18 protein-coding genes are annotated in these 16,993 nt (G+C 49.2%); 16 read left to right on the forward strand and 2 right to left on the reverse strand.

Translation table 11 applies throughout. The features are described 5' to 3' along the window. The first annotated feature begins 135 nt into the window (after positions 1-135). The 6 genes from SOI44_RS09260 to SOI44_RS09285 all read left to right on the forward strand — a co-directional run bounded on the left by SOI44_RS09260 (position 136) and on the right by SOI44_RS09285 (position 6,498). Positions 136-981, forward strand: coding sequence for a hypothetical protein (locus SOI44_RS09260; RefSeq protein WP_331348928.1), 846 nt, complete (start codon positions 136-138; stop codon positions 979-981). A 5-nt stretch (positions 982-986) separates the two neighbouring features. Next, entirely contained in the window at positions 987-1,646 is a 660-nt protein-coding gene (locus SOI44_RS09265; RefSeq protein ID WP_331348929.1) for an ABC transporter ATP-binding protein, read from the forward strand. Positions 1,647-1,810: 164 nt separating this feature from the next. Beyond that, positions 1,811-3,154 carry a replication-associated recombination protein A gene (locus SOI44_RS09270; protein WP_331348930.1) on the forward strand — a complete coding sequence of 448 codons (1,344 nt, stop codon included), beginning with the start codon at positions 1,811-1,813 and terminating at the stop codon, positions 3,152-3,154. Between the two features lie 140 nt (positions 3,155-3,294). Further along, a complete protein-coding gene (locus tag SOI44_RS09275) occupies positions 3,295-4,323 on the forward strand; it encodes a LacI family DNA-binding transcriptional regulator (RefSeq protein WP_331348931.1) in 1,029 nt (342 codons plus the stop codon). A 94-nt stretch (positions 4,324-4,417) separates the two neighbouring features. Further along, positions 4,418-5,596, forward strand: coding sequence for an ABC transporter ATP-binding protein (locus SOI44_RS09280; protein WP_331348932.1), 1,179 nt, complete (start codon positions 4,418-4,420; stop codon positions 5,594-5,596). Positions 5,597-5,670: 74 nt separating this feature from the next. After that, positions 5,671-6,498: an HAD family hydrolase gene (locus tag SOI44_RS09285; protein WP_331348933.1), complete on the forward strand. Its 828-nt coding sequence runs from the start codon at positions 5,671-5,673 to the stop codon at positions 6,496-6,498. Between the two features lie 7 nt (positions 6,499-6,505). Here SOI44_RS09285 and SOI44_RS09290 read toward each other — a convergent pair whose 3' ends face one another. Next, positions 6,506-7,867 carry an MATE family efflux transporter gene (locus SOI44_RS09290; RefSeq protein WP_331348934.1) on the reverse strand — a complete coding sequence of 454 codons (1,362 nt, stop codon included), beginning with the start codon at positions 7,865-7,867 and terminating at the stop codon, positions 6,506-6,508. Between the two features lie 183 nt (positions 7,868-8,050). Between SOI44_RS09290 and SOI44_RS09295 the strand changes: the two genes are divergently transcribed. The 10 genes from SOI44_RS09295 to SOI44_RS09340 all read left to right on the forward strand — a co-directional run bounded on the left by SOI44_RS09295 (position 8,051) and on the right by SOI44_RS09340 (position 16,462). After that, entirely contained in the window at positions 8,051-8,488 is a 438-nt protein-coding gene (locus SOI44_RS09295; RefSeq protein WP_331348935.1) for a hypothetical protein, read from the forward strand. An 86-nt stretch (positions 8,489-8,574) separates the two neighbouring features. Continuing rightward, positions 8,575-8,823, forward strand: coding sequence for a TM1266 family iron-only hydrogenase system putative regulator (locus tag SOI44_RS09300; protein ID WP_331348936.1), 249 nt, complete (start codon positions 8,575-8,577; stop codon positions 8,821-8,823). An 18-nt stretch (positions 8,824-8,841) separates the two neighbouring features. Then, the gene (gene ybeY, locus SOI44_RS09305; protein WP_331348937.1) at positions 8,842-9,297 is read left to right on the forward strand and encodes an rRNA maturation RNase YbeY; all 456 of its coding nucleotides are present in this window, start codon (positions 8,842-8,844) and stop codon (positions 9,295-9,297) included. Beyond that, on the forward strand, positions 9,287-9,631 hold the full coding sequence (locus SOI44_RS09310) for a diacylglycerol kinase family protein (RefSeq protein ID WP_331348938.1): 345 nt from the start codon (positions 9,287-9,289) through the stop codon (positions 9,629-9,631). Before ybeY ends, SOI44_RS09310 begins: the two co-directional genes overlap by 11 nt. Beyond that, entirely contained in the window at positions 9,628-10,521 is an 894-nt protein-coding gene (gene era / locus SOI44_RS09315; protein ID WP_331348939.1) for a GTPase Era, read from the forward strand. The genes SOI44_RS09310 and era overlap by 4 nt, the downstream gene beginning before the upstream one ends. Further along, a complete protein-coding gene (gene recO, locus SOI44_RS09320) occupies positions 10,472-11,260 on the forward strand; it encodes a DNA repair protein RecO (RefSeq protein WP_331348940.1) in 789 nt (262 codons plus the stop codon). The genes era and recO overlap by 50 nt, the downstream gene beginning before the upstream one ends. 57 nt (positions 11,261-11,317) lie before the next feature. Then, positions 11,318-12,700, forward strand: a complete 1,383-nt coding sequence (locus SOI44_RS09325; protein ID WP_331348941.1) for a glycine--tRNA ligase — start codon at positions 11,318-11,320, stop codon at positions 12,698-12,700. Positions 12,701-12,721: 21 nt separating this feature from the next. Continuing rightward, on the forward strand, positions 12,722-14,491 hold the full coding sequence (gene dnaG, locus SOI44_RS09330) for a DNA primase (protein WP_331348942.1): 1,770 nt from the start codon (positions 12,722-12,724) through the stop codon (positions 14,489-14,491). Positions 14,492-14,600: 109 nt separating this feature from the next. Beyond that, complete coding sequence (gene rpoD, locus SOI44_RS09335) at positions 14,601-15,770, forward strand: RNA polymerase sigma factor RpoD (protein ID WP_331348945.1); 1,170 nt, start codon at positions 14,601-14,603, stop codon at positions 15,768-15,770. Next, the gene (locus SOI44_RS09340; RefSeq protein WP_331348943.1) at positions 15,767-16,462 is read left to right on the forward strand and encodes a tRNA (adenine(22)-N(1))-methyltransferase; all 696 of its coding nucleotides are present in this window, start codon (positions 15,767-15,769) and stop codon (positions 16,460-16,462) included. Before rpoD ends, SOI44_RS09340 begins: the two co-directional genes overlap by 4 nt. Before the next feature lie 50 nt (positions 16,463-16,512). Here the strand turns inward: SOI44_RS09340 and rpsT are convergent, their stop codons facing one another. Continuing rightward, positions 16,513-16,776, reverse strand: coding sequence for a 30S ribosomal protein S20 (gene rpsT / locus SOI44_RS09345; protein WP_331348944.1), 264 nt, complete (start codon positions 16,774-16,776; stop codon positions 16,513-16,515). Positions 16,777-16,993: the final 217 nt, after the last annotated feature.

Raw genomic sequence — 16,993 nt, forward strand, 5'->3', positions numbered from 1 at the left:
GTATCCGGGCCACCACGCCGAAAGTGACACAGTCGCCTGCCAAAGCTTACTTTCTAGGCTCTATGAGCCAATACAATTGTATGCTTAGCAGACCCACTGTGCAAAAACGGCATTAAAAGTTTTGGGCAGGAAATTTTGAAATTATCATCGCGTGACATCCGCACCGGCATCTATCAGAACAGATGGAAATATCTTTGGGCAATTCCCTTGATTCTCATTTTCTTCTTTAATTTCCGTGAGCATGTCAATGGTTTCTTTAGTTACGGTCCGCATCAGTTCGAACCCAGCTATATGGATTTCTGCCTGTACCTGTTCAAAGGAAAAGTGTTTACATTGCCGGATCCACATGTAAAGTATGAAATACCGATCATGTGGCTGACGACACAGATGTATGCCCTGTATATCATCGGCAGCTATCCAAGCGATGACAGAACCAGGCTGGGACAGCAGTATCTTCTGCGGTGCACCCATTCGACAAGCTGGTATCTGGCGAAGATGATTTATGGCATTGTTTCGATCGGTTTATTTTATCTGGAAATTCTTGTCATCGCGTTTTTAGTGACAGTTCCAATCTCAAAAGAAGTATTTACAGCACATCCTGATCTTGTGCGGATGTGCTCCAATATCCATCTGGAAAGACATACAGCTTTGGATCTGTACCGGAGCGTCTTTGTGATGCCGTGGCTGACGGCGGAAACGATGGGACAGGCATATATCTTCCTGCAGCTGTTAATCCGGCCAGCCTATGCATTTCTGGCATCACTGTTATATATCCTTTGCTCGGATTTCTATATGTCAAAATTTCTGATCGGGAACTATTCCATGATTGTAAGAAATATGCAGGAAAACACCTTTGACGGTATGACAATGGATAGCGTGGATCCGGCTGCCGGCATATGGATTGAACTATTGTGCATAGCAGTTTTCTGGGCTGCAGGTAAGTTGATACTGAAGAAATACGACTATCTGGAAAGAGAGTGAGAGAGATGACGCGGATCAATGTAGTAAACTATAGCAAAATCATCAAAGGCAGAGTCATTCTGGAAGATGTAAATTTATCTCTGGAAAGCGGCAGAATCTATGGCCTGAAGGGAGTAAATGGCAGCGGCAAGACGATGCTGCTGAGAGCACTTTGCGGACTGATCTATCCAACCAGCGGCTATGTGGAAGTAGATGGCGAAAAGCTGAGAAAAAATATCTCTTTCCCGCGGTCTGTAGGTGCCCTGATTGAATCGCCTGCTTTTCTTGACAACTTTACCGGATATAAAAATCTGGAAATGATTGCTTCCCTGAAGGGAACCGCATCCAGGCAGGATATTGAAGAGGCTTTGGCAGAGACAGGGCTTGATCCGCATGATGCAAGAACATACAAAAAGTATTCACTTGGCATGAAGCAGAAGCTCGGTCTGGCGTGCTGCTTCATGGAGAAACCGGATATCATCCTGCTGGATGAACCTTTCAATGCTCTGGATGAGGAAAGTGTTGAGAAAATCAAGAAAATCATGATCAGGCATAAGGAAAGGGGTGCATTGATTGTCCTTGCCTGCCATGATGGCCAGTCTTTACTGTCATTGTCGGATGAGATCTACAATGTCGTGGAAGGAAGGGTAACCAAAGCAGACAAGGATACTTCTGGTCAGGACTGATTACAGGAAGGATGCGGGCATGATCTTGTACCTTCCTGTTTTCTTTTGTAGAAGTTACACGCTTTGAGCCAAATTGACTACAATGAAGAAGAAAAAGCGATGAAAGATGCACGTTGTCATGTATCTGCCTGCATGATTGCATCGCTGAAGGAGTTATGAATTCTATGGAACAGCAGTCTCTCTTTGATGATACGAGTTCCTCCAGACCGCTTGCCGACCGCATGCGGCCATCGGATTTATCAGAATATATAGGCCAGCAGCAGCTGCTTGGCAAAGGGAAAATCCTGCGCAGAATGATTGAGACTGACGAGGTTCAGTCCATGATTTTCTGGGGCCCTCCCGGCACCGGCAAAACAACGCTTGCCCGCATTATTGCCCATTCCACCCGATCAGATTTTGTCAATTTTTCTGCTGTTACTTCCGGTATTAAGGAAATCCGCCAGGTGATGGACAAGGCAGAGCAAAGCAGGAAAATGGGCAGAAAGACCATCCTGTTTGTGGATGAGATTCATCGTTTCAATAAGGCCCAGCAGGATGCGTTTCTTCCCTATGTAGAGCGCGGTTCTGTCATTCTGATCGGAGCTACCACGGAAAATCCTTCTTTTGAGCTGAATAACGCTCTGCTGTCCCGCTGCAGGGTATTTGTGCTGGAACCATTGTCAAAAGAAAGTCTTGTGCAGATTGAAAAGCATGCCCTGACGGATGAAAGGGGATTTGGCACATGGCAGGTGACGATCGATGACAGCCTGCTTGAATTGATTGCCTCCTATGCAAACGGAGATGCCAGGACCGCTTTGAATACCCTGGAGCTTTCTGTCATGAACGGTGCCGGTTCAGGCAGAGAGTCATTGGTGACTAAAGAGATTGTCGATCAGTGCATTCAGGAAAAGACACTGCTGTATGACCGCAATGGCGAGGAACACTATAATCTGATTTCTGCACTTCATAAATCCATGCGGAATTCGGATGCGGATGCAGCCGTCTACTGGCTGGCAAGAATGCTGGAGGCAGGCGAAGATCCCTTGTACATTGCCAGACGAATTGTACGTTTTGCCTCAGAAGACATCGGCATGGCAGATTCAGGAGCACTCACCGTTGCGATCAATGCCTATCATGCCTGCCAGTTTCTTGGCATGCCGGAATGCTCTGTCCATCTGACACATGCTGTGGTGTATTGTGCCATTGCTCCCAAATCAAATGCTTTATACCTTGCGTATACAAAAGCTGCTCAGGATGCCCGGCACATGGAAGCAGAACCAGTTCCTCTGGCTTTGCGCAATGCCGAAACAAATCTGATGAAAAATCTTGGCTATGGGCGTGATTACCAGTATGCCCATGACTACAAGGAACATATTACCGGTCTGCAGTGTCTGCCGGATTCTCTGGAGGGGACCCACTATTATGTTCCGACAGATCAGGGACTTGAAAAGCGTGTGCAGGCACGCAAGCATGAACTTGACCGTCTTCGCATGGAGATACGGAATAACCAGCAGCAGAAGCCGCATTGAAGCATCTGAGGAAAACAGATTTATACCAGAAATTGATACGCTGCCATGTCAAAAGTGATTGACAATCTGGCAGCGCTTTCATAGAATAATAACTGTAAACGTTTCCGGTAATGTTTACAACGGTTAGACAGGAGGCCCGGATGACAACAATCAAGGATATTGCAAGGCTTTCCGGGTACAGTATCGGGACAATCTCAAGAGTGCTGAACAATCATCCTGATGTATCGGAAGAAACACGTAAAAAGGTACAGGAGGTCATTGAACGCGAAGGCTATCAGCCCAACAGCAATGCCAAGCTGCTCAAGCAGAGAACGTATTCCAGTATTACGATTCTGGTCAAAGGACGCATGAATGTCTTCTTTGGATCCATTGTAGAAAACATTCAGACTTTGTTGAGAGAAAACGGGGAAGAGGCAGTGGTGGAGTACATTGATGACTTTGCCAACGAAGTGCTTGCGGCAGTGCAGATCTGTCTGGAAAGACGGCCGAAAGGGCTGATCTTCCTGGGCGGCAACATCGAGTATTTCCGCCATGATTTCGGCAGGATTGAAGTACCTTCGGTGCTGCTGACAAACAGTGCTGCCAATCTTGGCTTTGACAACCTTTCATCCTTTACAACCGATGATACAGCAGCTTCTCAGGAGGCTGTGGATTACCTGATCCGGGCAGGACATACACGAATCGGCATCATCGGCGGTTCCGCCAATGAAACAGATGAAGGCCACATTGACTTCCAGAGACTGGCAGGCTGTGAAAAAGTATTTGCCCGCCATCAGATCCCGTTTGATCCTGTCCTTCAGTATCAGCCCTGCAGATTCTCTCTGCGGGATGGATACGAAGCTGCTGATATTCTTCTGCACCGTGATCCGTCATTGACGGCGATCTTTGCCATGGGTGATATCATTGCCCTTGGTGCCATGCGGGCTGCTGTTGACAGCGGCCGGCGCATACCGGATGATCTGTCACTGATCGGTTATGATGGCATCCCATATGCCAGGTATTCCATTCCGCGTCTTTCGACCATTCGTCAGGACGCTCAGAACATCGCCCGCAGGGGTGTGGAAGACCTGCTGCTGCGGATAAACTACGAACGCAGGCCGGTGCATGAAACAGTGCCGTTCCGGGTCATCGCCGGAGAGACAGTCAAGCCATTGAAAAAGGCTCACTGAGGGAAGGAAGAACCCTCTGCCAGCAAACGGAAAGCAGGGCTTTTGTCGCGGACCGTTTCAAAATTCTTTCACTGTTTGAAAGGGGCAAAAAAACATGTCAACAGTAGAATTAAAACACATCGAGAAAATCTATCCAAACACCGAAGGTAAGAAGAAACATCATCATGAGAAGAAAACAAATCTCAAGGTGACAGAAGAAGGCGTCGTTGCCGTTGAAGACTTCAACCTTTCGATCGCGGATCATGAGTTCATTGTTCTGGTCGGTCCTTCCGGATGCGGCAAGTCCACAACCCTGCGTATGGTTGCCGGACTTGAGGAAATCACCAAGGGTGATCTTCTGATCGACGGCAAGAGAATGAATGATGTTCAGCCTAAGGACCGTGATATTGCTATGGTCTTCCAGAACTATGCTCTGTATCCGCATATGACTGTCCGCCAGAATCTGGAGTTCCCGCTGAAACTGCGCAAACTGCCGAAGGATGAAATTGACAGAAAAGTCAATCAGGCTGCGGAAACACTTGGCATTACCCAGTATCTGGACAGAAAGCCGAAGGCTCTGTCCGGCGGACAGAGACAGAGAGTTGCCATCGGACGTGCCATTGTCCGTGACCCGAAAGTACTGCTGATGGATGAGCCGCTGTCCAACCTGGACGCCAAGCTGAGAAACCAGATGCGTGCTGAGATCATCAAGCTCCGTCAGAGAATTGATTCCACTTTCATGTATGTTACCCATGACCAGACGGAAGCCATGACACTTGGCGACCGTATCGTCGTCATGAAGGATGGCCGCATTCAGCAGGTTGGTACTCCGCAGGAAGTCTATGATCATCCGCGCAACCTGTTTGTTGCAGGCTTCATCGGCATGCCGCAGATGAACTTCTATGACGGCCGTCTTGTCAAGGACGCTGATGGCAAATATGCTGTTACGGTTGGTGCTGCCAAGGTAGTACTCTCTGAAGACAAGCAGAAGAACCTGGCTGCCCACAATGTGGCAGAACAGGATGTCACGGTCGGTGTCAGACCTGATCATATCTCTCTGGATAATGTGCCGGGTGCCATGATCGAAGGCAAGGTCGATGTCTCTGAAATGATGGGCTCTGCTTACCATCTGCATATCAATGCAGAAGGCCATGATAGTATCATCATTGTGCCGACTCTCGATCTTGATGGCAGACACTATCAGCTCGGTGATACCGTTGCCTTCACATTTGCCGGCAATGTTGTTCACGTATTTGGCAAAGAATCCGGCCTGAATCTGGAATTTGCTGACTGAAAACGCTATACTGACAATCACAAAGTCAAGGGAGCACGTTGATGGCGTGCTCCCTTTTCAAACAAGAGGTATTTATGCGGCAGTATGACAATTATATTTTTGATTTCTATGGCACCCTGGTGGATATCCTGACAGATGAAAACAGTCAGGATCTGTGGCGGCGCATGGCCGAATTCTACAGCTGCTATGGTGCTGACTACAAACCGAAGATCCTGCATGAAGAATATCTGATGATGGTGCATGATGAAGAAAACATCCTGCGCAAAAAGAAACAGTGCAATGATGTCGAGATTAATCTTGGCCGGGTATTTGCCAGACTGCTGCTGGAATCTCCCTTCAACCACTATGTCTCTCTTTCTGTCTGCGGCAGGAACGTCTATGACCTGCGCAGAAGGGCACATTCTGAAACCATTGATGAAATTGCTGAAAGTGAGTGGGCAATTGCCGTAGGCAACTTTTTCCGCATCCTGTCCCGCAAACATCTGCGCGTATATCCCCATACTTCCACCGTACTGCGCAGCCTCAAGCGCCGTGGCGCAAAGATCATTCTTTTTACCAATGCCCAGGCTCTGCTGACCATGCCCGAGATTGATGCGTCCGGCCTCAAGCGGTATTTCGATGCCATATATGTCTCCTCGGACTATGGCCTGCGCAAACCATCCGCTGCCTTTCTGCAGCAGCTTGTCAAAGAACAGGATCTTGAGATTGCCAGCACACTGCTGATCGGCAATGAAACCGATACCGATATCCGCTGTGCACTGCAGGCAGGGATGGATGCCGTACTGCTGCATGGATCCCGTGAAGATGAAAAAAAGCTGCACAGTCTTCTGCAGCAGGGCACCGGTACTATGCCCATGGTGAAAACAGCAGCCGATATCAGAATACTGGAAGCAGTGAAATAATAACTGCTTACTCCTGAGCGATGGCAGTGCTTTCTGCAGAGGCAGAAGGCACTGCTTTTTTCAATATGAACCAGGCAATGATGGCACTGAGCACTTCACTGACCCAGAAGGCATGGAAGACACCATCTGCACCAAACAGATGTGACAGCACAAAGGCAGCCGGTATGATCAGAATCACATACCGGAATAAGGAAATCCACAGGGACTGTGTGCCTTTGGATAATCCTTCCAGGGCACCGGAGGCAGTTATTGAAACAGCCGATACGATAAAGCCTGCGGCAATGATGCGCAATGCCTTGCTGCCAGCCTGAATCGTTTCCTGACTGGTCGTAAACAGCCCCATCGGCCAGCCTGGACATACCATGAACAGGATTGTGCCGGCACTCATCAGAATCAGAATCATAACCAGTACAATGCCAATGATCTTTTTCACACGGCCATATTCCCCGGCACCATAGTTATAGCCAAGCAGCGGCCGCATGCCCTGAATGATGCCGGAAGAAGGCAGGTACAGAAACGTCTGCAGCTTGTAATAAATTCCCAGCACCAGGATATAGACCGGGGCAAACTTTGCCAGAATGCTATTGAGACATGTGATCAGCAAAGAAGGAAGAGCAAGATTCAATATGGCCGGTATGCCTACGGCATAAATCCTTTTTGCCATTCTGGCATCATCTTTACACCGGTGCATGCCAATGTGCACAGGCAGCGGATGATCATGATACCGGACACAGTAAATGAGCAGGCTTACCAGCTGGCCAAGCCCGGTTGCCAGGGCGGCACCTTCCATGCCCATTTTCGGGAAAATGCCAATGCCAAAGATCAGAATCGGATCCATGACGATATTAAACACACAGCCAGCTGCCAGGGATACCACCGTCACATTCATCTGTCCCACGGCCTGGAATACCTTTTCAAAGGCAATGCCGGCGTTGCTGACAAAGCCAAAGGCAAAGGCCACCGCAGCATAACGCACACCATAAGAGATGATCTGCGGATTATCTGTGAACATCCTCAGAAACTCTGGCATGACAAGCGTGCCCAGCAGGCCGAGCACAAGGCCGTGCACAACGGAAAGCCGCATGCCGAGGGAGGCAGCCTGATCTGCCTGATCCTGTTTCCTGGCACCAAGATAGAACGAAATGATGGCATTGATGCCAACCCCGTAGCCGATGGCGGCGGCGCCGATCAGATTCTGGATGGGAAATACCAGTGACAGGGATGTCATGGCATCCTCACCCATTTTTGCGACAAAGAAACTGTCGACAATGTTATAGAGACTGTTGACCAGCATCGACAGCATCATCGGAATGGTCATGGTCAGAATCAGCGGCAGTAAAGGCCGCTCTTTCATTGCATTTTCCTGCATTGTATTCTCCTTTTGGCCAAAAAAAATCCACATGGCCTGATGTCGTGTGGCGAAAAGGTGATTGTTCATCCGGAAAAATCCACTCGTGTTTTCGGCTGTATTATACAAAATGAAGCGGGTGTGTCAAGGCATGCTTGCACCATACACAAGGAGAGCATACCATACATGCAAAGGAGATCACGTATGCATAAGATCGAACTCAAAGAAGAAGATGGCTCCATGGCCATTGGCGTGCTGACAGCCGGTATTTTTACCGTCATCCTTGTCATGTACCTGTTCAGCTCAAAAGAAGTCAAGGAAGCAGCCGGATCCATGATCTGGCTGGTTGCGATTGTTGCGGCCATCGGCTGGGCACTGATCTATGACCATTACCGGTCCGGCATGGTTTTTGAAGAAGATGGCATCCGGATGGTGCAGGCTTTTGGCAGAAACAAATACTGGGCCTATGCGGATATCAGTGAAATCATCGCAAGGAAAAAGATGTTCATGATCTATGATGCCAATGGCAGAAGAATCGCCGTATATGGTGCCCATCTGGAAAAACACCCTGAGATTCTCCAGATCCTGGAAGACAAGCATGTGCCGGTGCAGATGCTGGATATCCATCAGAAAAACGATTGATCCTTGTCGGCTGCACTCAGGAAGGAAGCAGGCAGCTGTGCTATCATTAAAGAAAGCAGATATCTGCATAAGAAAGAGGAGAGAATATGGAAGAAAGCAGAATTGCAATGCTTGCCATTGTCGTTGAAGATACCAATCAGGTCAGCAGTCTGAATGAGATCCTGCATGAATACAGCCAGTATATCATCGGCCGTATGGGACTGCCTTATCCCAAGCGGAATATTTCCCTGATCTCGATTGCCATGGATGCCCCGGGCGATGTCATTTCCGCACTTTGCGGAAGGCTTGGCAACCTGAATGGCATTACCGTCAAGGCAGCCTATTCCCGCCTGTGAGCCAGAGAAGGAAAGAGCATGGAAATTACGATCTATAACCGTACAAATGAAGATGTACAGGCCTATCAGGCTCTGTTTGAACAGATCGGTGCAGCTGCTGAGAAACAGCTTCATCTTTCTGAAACCTGCGAAATCAGTGTGACTTTTGTGCGTTCTGCTGCCATTCATAAGATCAACCGTGATTACCGCGGCATCGACAGACCGACAGATGTCATAAGCTTTGCCATCAATGACAGCCCGGATCTCATTGACGATGGCGAAAAAGACCTCGGTGATCTGTTCATCAATATCAACTATGCCCGCCGCCAGGCAAAGGAATACGGCCACAGCCTGAAGCGGGAAGTCTGTTTCCTGTTTACCCATGGCCTGCTGCACTGCCTTGGCTATGACCACATGAAGCCGGAAGATGAAAAGGTCATGTTTGCCCTGCAGGAAAAGATTCTGGATCCGATTGTGCCGCGCGATGATCAGTAAGTTCAAAGCTGCCTTTGCAGGTGTGGCAGACGGCCTTGGCCACCGCTCTGTCCGCATCCAGTATGAGCTTGCCTTGTGTGCCTTTATTGCCGGATGGATCATGAAACTGTCCGCAGAAGAATGGGTGGCAGTCATCATCTGCATTGGCATGGTCATTACCGCTGAAATGTTGAATACATGCATCGAAAAGATCTGTGATATGTACAGCACAGAAATCGATGAACGGATCAAAGTCATCAAGGATGTGGCGGCTGGTGCCGTGCTGATTGCCTCTCTGGCAGCCTTTGTGACTGCCATGGTGATCCTGGCTGTACATTTGAAAGGAAACATATGAGAAGTGGATTTGTTGCCCTGGCTGGCAGGCCGAATGCCGGCAAAAGTACTTTGATCAATGCACTGGTCAAAGAAAAAGTTGCGATTGTTTCCCCCAAGGCACAGACAACCAGATCTGAAATCAGAGGGATCTATACCGATTCCGACTGTCAGATTGTTTTCACTGATACACCAGGCATTCATAAAGCCAAGGACAGACTCGGGGCAAGAATGAACCGCGAATCAGCGGATGTCATCCAGGGCGTGGACCTGATCTATCTGGTTGTGGATGGCAGTGCAAAGTTCTCCTCCGGGGATGCCTATGTTCTTAACATGGTGAAACAGGCAGGCGTGCCGGTGTTTCTGATTCTGAACAAGGTGGATATGATGACAAAGGAACAGGTGCTGCAGATTCTTGGCCAATGGCAGCAGCGCTATGACTTTGCCCAGTATTTCCCACTGAGTGCAAAGTTTTCTTCCTCTTTTGACGATCTGATTAAAACCACTGCCTCTTATCTGCCGGAAGGCGGCCTTTTGTACAGCAGTGATGAAGTCACCGATGAGCCTGAGAATTTCCGCATTGCCGAAATCATCCGGGAAAAAGTGCTGCAGTGCACAGAGAAAGAAGTGCCGCACGCCTCTGCTGTCATTGTAGAAAGCAAGAAATTCACGAAGAAGGGCTGTGAGATCCAGGCAATGATTCTGGTCGAAAGAGAAGGTCAGAAGGGCATCATGATTGGCAAGGGCGGATCGATGCTCAAAAAGATCGGTTCACTGGCCAGAGCGGATCTGGAGAAACTGCTTGGCGTCCATGTCTATCTGACTCTGTTTGTCAGAGTCGAGAGTGAATGGCGCTCCAAGGATGCCCGTATTTCTGAATACGGCTATGGCGGTGCCTTCCGCGATGAATGACCGTCTGAACGTCATCATTCTCAAACAGAGTGATTACCGGGAAAAGGATGTACTTCTCAGTGTATTGAGCCGGGAATATGGAAAAATCAGTTTTACAGCCGCCGGTGCCAGAAAGATCACCAGCCGCAATAGTGCTTCCCTGCTGCCATATACCTCGGCCCGCTTTCTGTTTGACTATCATCCCGGCAGAACCATGTTCCATCTGCGCACAGCCGAAACAATTTCGCTGCGCCGCCATCTGCATGAAGATCTGAATGCCTCAGCTGCTGCAGCGGTTCTCTGCGAATGTGCGGATGCCTTACTGCTGCCAGGCGAGCAGAGTGCTTCAGCACAGATGTATGACCTGCTGGAAAAGGGACTGGACCGGCTGGATCACGGGGATGATATGACATCTGTGCTTGCCTTGTATCTTGCGGATGTATTGCGTATTTCAGGCATGGCACCAGACGTCGATGAGTGCACAGTATGTCAGAAGAAAGAAGTCAGTGCCCTGTCTGTGCAGGCAGGGGGCTTTTTATGCCGTGAAGATGCTGCAAAGCTTGGTGTGCCGGCATCATCCGCTGCTGATCTGAAGCGGTTCCGCCTCATCTGCAAGGCAGGCCTTTCCCACTTTGATGCCGTCATACAGGCAGGCGGTGCCAGCTGGGAAGATACAGTCATACTGGTGGACTTTCTGCACCAGTACGGCAGCATTGCGCTGCAGTCTTTCCGCTTCCTGCAGGAAATCTGTGCACATTGAATAGTGACCGGGGAAGTGTTAAACTGATAGCGTTTAACAAAATTTCAGGAGGATAGCATGGAAAAGGAAAAAACGTTTGATCTCATTGTCTCACATGCAAAAAATACAGGATTTGTATTTCAGGGATCCGAGATCTACGGCGGTCTGAGCAACACATGGGACTTCGGTCCTTATGGTGTCATGCTCAAAGATAATATCAAGCGTGCATGGCAGAAGAAGTTTATTCAGGAAGATCCGAACAATGTCGAGATTCAGGCAGCCATTCTGATGAATCCGAAGGTATGGGAAGCTTCCGGCCATCTCAAGGGATTCTCTGATCCGCTGATGGACTGCCGTGAGTGCCATACAAGACACCGTGCAGACCAGCTGATTGAGGAATGGTCCAATGGCAAAGTCAGCTGTGAGGGATGGACCAATGAACAGATGGAGAAGTTCATTGAAGATAACAAGATTCCATGCCCGGACTGCGGCAAGCATAATTTCACACCGATCCGTCAGTTCAATCTGATGTTCAAGACGTTCCAGGGCACGGTTGAAGATGCCAAGAGCACTGTCTATCTGCGTCCTGAAACTGCCCAGGGCATGTTTGTAGACTTCAAGAATGTACAGCGTGCTTACCGCAAGAAGCTGCCATTTGGCATCGGCCAGATCGGTAAGTCTTTCCGTAATGAGATTACACCGGGCAACTTCATTTTCCGTACCCGTGAATTTGAGCAGATGGAAATGGAATTCTTCTGCCATCCGGGCGAGGATGACAAGTGGTTCCCTTACTGGCGTCAGTTCTGCATGGATTGGATTCTGTCTCTGGGCGGCACAAAGGAAATGCTGCGGTTCCGTGATCACGCTAAGGAAGAGCTGAGCTTCTATTCCAAGGCAACAACGGATATTGAATACAAGTTCCCGTGGGGATGGGGCGAGCTGTGGGGCATCGCTGACCGTACTGACTACGATCTGGGCCGCCACCAGGAAGCTTCCGGCAAGGATCTGACTTACCTTGATCCTGTAACAAACGAAAAGTTCCTGCCGTATGTTGTGGAACCGGCGGTCGGCGTGGAAAGACTGTTCTTCATGTTCTTTACCGATGCCTATGATGAAGAAACACTGGAAAATGGTGATACCCGTATTGTCATGCATTTCCATCCGGTTCTCGCGCCTGTCAAGGCAGCAATTCTGCCGCTGAAGAAGAAGGCACACAGTGAGAAGGCAAAGGAGATTTACCGCTCACTGTCCTATGATTTTGCCGTTGCCTATGATGATGCTGGTTCCATTGGCAAGCGTTACCGCCGCATGGATGAAGTAGGAACACCTTACTGCATCACGGTGGATGATCAGACGATGGAAGATGGTACGGTAACAATCCGTGACCGTGATACCATGGCACAGGAAAGACTGAGTGTAGAGGAGGTCCGTTCCCGCATCAACAAGGCCATTCGTTTCTGAAATCTCTAGCAAAGGGGGCCCATGGCATATCTTTCTGAAGATGAAATCAATGCTGTTCGCGCCAAAGCAGATATCGTCGATGTGATATCCCATTATCTGCAGGTACATAAGCAGGGCAGGATGTATAAAGCAGTCTGCCCTTTTCATGATGATCACGATCCTTCCCTGAACATCAATCCTGACATGCAGATTTACAAATGCTTTGTCTGCGGAGCCGGCGGCAATGTTTTCTCCTTCGTGCAGCGCTATGAGCACATTTCCTTTCCAGAGGCAGTAGGCAGGGTGGCCGACATGATCGGCTTCCCGCTGTCAACTTCCCCCACGAAGGAAAAACGGCAGGTCGATCCTCACCGTCAGAAGCTGTATGACGCCCTGCAGGAAACGATCAACTATACCATGTATGAGCTCAACAGCAGCGATGGCGCATCTGCCCGCAGCTATCTCAAAGGCCGTGGTATGGACGACCATACCCTAGAGAAGTTTCAGATCGGCTGGAATCCGGAGGGAGATGCCCTGACCCGCTTTCTGCATGCCAAGCACTATGAAGATCAGACCCTGACGGCAGTCAATGTCTCCCGGATCACGTCACAGGGCATGAAGGACGTCTTTGCCGGCCGTATCACCTTTCCCATTCATGATGCCTATGGCAATCCGGTTGGATTCAGTGCCCGTACGATGGATCCTGACAATCCGGCTAAATATATTAATACAACCCAGACTGAGATTTATGTCAAAGGACAGCTTGTCTACAATGCCCACAGGGCAAAGGAAGAAGCACGAAGGGCAGGCAAAATCTATATCTGTGAAGGTGTGACAGATGTCATTGCCTTTGACAGAGCAGGTATTGCCAATGCCGTCTGTACACTTGGCACCGCCTGCACCCAGGAGCAGATCCGTCTGATACGGCACCTGGCACCATTGCTTGTGTTCTGCTATGATGGCGACCAGGCCGGACAGAATGCGACCTGGCGGGCTGTTCAGATGGCAAGAAAAGAAAACTGTGAAACGGCTGTCATTGACAACCGTACCGGCAAAGATCCGGATGAGATTCTGCGCCAGGATGGCAAAGAAGCACTGCAGGCACTGGCCGCAAAAGAAATCTCATGGATGGACTTCTATCTTTCCTACATGGAAAAACGCACCAATCTGAATTCCTATCTCGAGAAAAAAGAATTCATCACCCAGGCCAGCCAGATTGCGGAAACCATTACCGATGAAATGGACCGGAAATACCTGCTGGATCAGGCCTCAAAGATCACCGGGATCCAGGCAGTGTATACACCGAAGCAGGAAGAAGCTGTCAGTGTACCGATGCCATCGCAGCCACTGCATGTTTCCCATATGGCACCGGCCGCTGGCAACGACAAAGCCGAGGAGCAGATTCTGATGATGATGCTCAAATATCCCGGCGCCTCCAGAATCTTTGAAGATGAACTGGGCTATCTGCTCAATCCACAGCGGCAGACCCTGGCTGTGATGATTCTGGAGATGGTGCATCAACAGGGCAGAGCTGACCCGCAGGTGCTGATGGACCGCACCCAGGATCAGCAGATCCGTGATCTGATCAGCTCACTTGTATGCAGTGAAGCCTATGAGATGGACTTTGATGCCAGCATGCTTACGGGAGCGATCCGGCGTGTGAAAATTACCTATCTGCAGAATGAAGCAGATGCCTATAAACAGCAGCTGCTGACGGATCTGAATCCGCAGAGCAAGGCACTGCTGATGAAACAATATACAGAATGTGTCAGCCAACTAAGGAGGTACCTGGATGAAGAAAACAAGCAGTGAAAAGAAAACGGACAACGCAGCCCGCCATGGTGCTGCTTCCTCAGGCGCATCTTCTGCAAAGAAGAGCAGTGTGATTGATCCCTGTGTGCATGAAGCTTCCGGCAGCCGGATGAAAACATTAGATGAACTGAAGCAGGATTATGCGGCAGTATACCAGCGGGACGGCGTGCTGTATCAGAAAGATGTCATGGCCTCTTTGGAGAATCTGAGTCTGGATGATGATGAAATCGATGCCCTGTGGACATGGTTTGCGGACCACGATATTGATGTGGCCGAAGATGAAGATCTTGAGGAAGAACTGGAGGATGAGGAAGAAGAGGATGAAGCTGAAGCACTTGATTCTCTTGACGATGAGGAAGAGGGGGATGTTGAGGACCGTGATCAGATCGGTGAGCTGCTGAAGAAGAAATATGCCCCGGAAGAGCTTGTCAATGCCAGTGCTGCTACCCAGCTCAATGATCCTGTCAAAATGTATCTGAAGGAGATCGGCAGAGTGCCGCTGCTGAAACCGGAAGATGAGCGCGAAATTGCAAAGCGCGTAGAGGAAGGCGATGAAGAGGCACGCAATATTCTGATTTCCAGCAATCTGCGCCTTGTTGTATCCATCGCCAAAAAGTATGTAGGCAGAGGCATGCTGTTTCTCGATCTGATTCAGGAAGGCAACATGGGCCTGGTCAAGGCCGTTGAAAAGTTTGACTACCGCAAAGGCTTCAAGTTTTCAACCTATGCTACCTGGTGGATCCGGCAGGCGATCACCAGAGCCATTGCCGATCAGGCCAGAACCATCCGTATTCCTGTCCACATGGTCGAAACCATCAATAAGCTGACCAGAGTGCAGAGACAGCTTGTACAGGAGCTTGGCCGTGAGCCAACTGCTGAGGAAATTTCTGCCAGGATGGACGGCATCTCACCAGCCAAAGTCCGTGAGATCCAGAAGATTGCTCTGGAGCCGGTTTCTCTGGAAACACCGATCGGTGAAGAAGATGACAGCCATCTCGGTGATTTCATTGAGGACAAGGATGCCATGAGTCCGGATGAATATGCCAACAATCAGCTGCTGAAGGATGAAATTGACAATGTGCTTTCCGGCCTGACAGACCGCGAAGAGAAAGTGCTGCGCATGCGGTTCGGTCTGTATGAAGGCAAGCCGAGAACACTGGAAGAAGTCGGCAGAGAATTCAATGTGACCAGAGAAAGAATCCGGCAGATTGAAGCCAAGGCGCTGCGCAAACTGAAACATCCGAACCGTTCCCGCAAGCTCAAGGATTTCATGGAATGATGAAACGTCTGCAGGTACTGGCAGATATGGTGCCTTCTGGTCTTGTCACTGCGGATATCGGCACCGATCATGCCTGGCTGCCCGTTCTGCTTGTCAAACAGCATAAAGCAGAAAAGGTCTATGCCTGCGATATCCGCAAGGGCCCCCTGCATCAGGCAGCTGCCAACATTGTCACAAACCACATGAAGAAAGAAATCACGCTTGTTTTAAGCAATGGTTTTGCCAATGTACCGCAGGATGCACAGTGTGCGGTTATTGCCGGTATGGGTGTGCATACGATCATCTCCATTCTGGATGCAGATGCAGACAGGACAGCACAGTTTGCCATCCTCATTACAGAGGCCAATGATGATCCCATTGCCATGCGGCAATGGATCGCCGCAAAGGGATACAGAATCACGGATGAACGGGTGGTCAGTGAAAACAGGCATGACTATACAGCCATTGCCTTTGTGCCAGCAAAGACAGAGGTACATTATTCACAATCTGATCTGGTTCTTGGTCCCATCCTGTCACAGCATCCGGATGAGGAATACACCGCGTATCTCAAACGCCGTACACATAAGCTGCATCATATCCTGTCACTGCGCAAGGATGAAAGTGCAGACACAAAAAAACTGCAGGTGGAAGCATCTATCATTGATGCCTTCCTGCAGGATACAAACAACAAACAGCAGAAGGCTGGGGCGTAATCCTCAGCCTTTTCAAATACAAAAAAAGAAGACCGCAGTCTTCTTAATTATCAGGCGATGTTATTAACAGCTTTCTGCAGTCTGGATTTCTGGCGGGCAACATAATTCTTCTTCTTGAAACCACTGACGATTGCCTTATCAAGAAGTTTATTTGCCTGGTTCATAGCTGTCACGGCTGCATCCTTGTCCTTTGCATCGACGGCAGTCTTGACTGCTTTGATTGCTGTTTTCAGAGCACTCTTCTCACCAGCCAGAGCATTCTGTCTCTTCAGATTTGTGAGTGCACGCTTTTTCTGCGACTTAATATTTGCCATTTATAACACCTCCGTTTCTTCAAGCAGATGGAATTATAACAAAGCGGTTTTCAAATTGCAATGAAAACAGCAGGCATGCTGTATTTTGTGGTTACTGTTCACGGCTTAGCCGATGCGGCTATTTTGAAAAGACTGCCGATTTCTGCCGGCAGTCTTTTATCTCACACGAAAAATCATTGAGTCACGCGATACTGCGCTCAAAGATTTCACATACTTT

Origin of the sequence: Lactimicrobium sp., from assembly GCF_036453465.1 — a bacterium.
Taxonomy (GTDB): domain Bacteria; phylum Bacillota_I; class Bacilli_A; order Erysipelotrichales; family Erysipelotrichaceae; genus Bulleidia.

Bases quoted from the DNA above. Each gene is read 5' to 3' on its own strand.
- rpoD (WP_331348945.1), top strand. From the start codon at position 14,601: ATGAAAACATTAGATGAACTGAAGCAGGATTATGCGGCAGTATACCAG.
- SOI44_RS09290 (WP_331348934.1), bottom strand. From the start codon at position 7,867: ATGCAGGAAAATGCAATGAAAGAGCGGCCTTTACTGCCGCTGATTCTG.
- SOI44_RS09310 (WP_331348938.1), top strand. From the start codon at position 9,287: ATGATCAGTAAGTTCAAAGCTGCCTTTGCAGGTGTGGCAGACGGCCTT.
- SOI44_RS09340 (WP_331348943.1), top strand. From the start codon at position 15,767: ATGATGAAACGTCTGCAGGTACTGGCAGATATGGTGCCTTCTGGTCTT.
- recO (WP_331348940.1), top strand. From the start codon at position 10,472: ATGCCCGTATTTCTGAATACGGCTATGGCGGTGCCTTCCGCGATGAAT.
- SOI44_RS09265 (WP_331348929.1), top strand. From the start codon at position 987: ATGACGCGGATCAATGTAGTAAACTATAGCAAAATCATCAAAGGCAGA.
- SOI44_RS09300 (WP_331348936.1), top strand. From the start codon at position 8,575: ATGGAAGAAAGCAGAATTGCAATGCTTGCCATTGTCGTTGAAGATACC.
- era (WP_331348939.1), top strand. From the start codon at position 9,628: ATGAGAAGTGGATTTGTTGCCCTGGCTGGCAGGCCGAATGCCGGCAAA.
- dnaG (WP_331348942.1), top strand. From the start codon at position 12,722: ATGGCATATCTTTCTGAAGATGAAATCAATGCTGTTCGCGCCAAAGCA.
- SOI44_RS09270 (WP_331348930.1), top strand. From the start codon at position 1,811: ATGGAACAGCAGTCTCTCTTTGATGATACGAGTTCCTCCAGACCGCTT.
- SOI44_RS09275 (WP_331348931.1), top strand. From the start codon at position 3,295: ATGACAACAATCAAGGATATTGCAAGGCTTTCCGGGTACAGTATCGGG.
- SOI44_RS09285 (WP_331348933.1), top strand. From the start codon at position 5,671: ATGCGGCAGTATGACAATTATATTTTTGATTTCTATGGCACCCTGGTG.
- SOI44_RS09280 (WP_331348932.1), top strand. From the start codon at position 4,418: ATGTCAACAGTAGAATTAAAACACATCGAGAAAATCTATCCAAACACC.
- SOI44_RS09325 (WP_331348941.1), top strand. From the start codon at position 11,318: ATGGAAAAGGAAAAAACGTTTGATCTCATTGTCTCACATGCAAAAAAT.
- rpsT (WP_331348944.1), bottom strand. From the start codon at position 16,776: ATGGCAAATATTAAGTCGCAGAAAAAGCGTGCACTCACAAATCTGAAG.
- ybeY (WP_331348937.1), top strand. From the start codon at position 8,842: ATGGAAATTACGATCTATAACCGTACAAATGAAGATGTACAGGCCTAT.
- SOI44_RS09295 (WP_331348935.1), top strand. From the start codon at position 8,051: ATGCATAAGATCGAACTCAAAGAAGAAGATGGCTCCATGGCCATTGGC.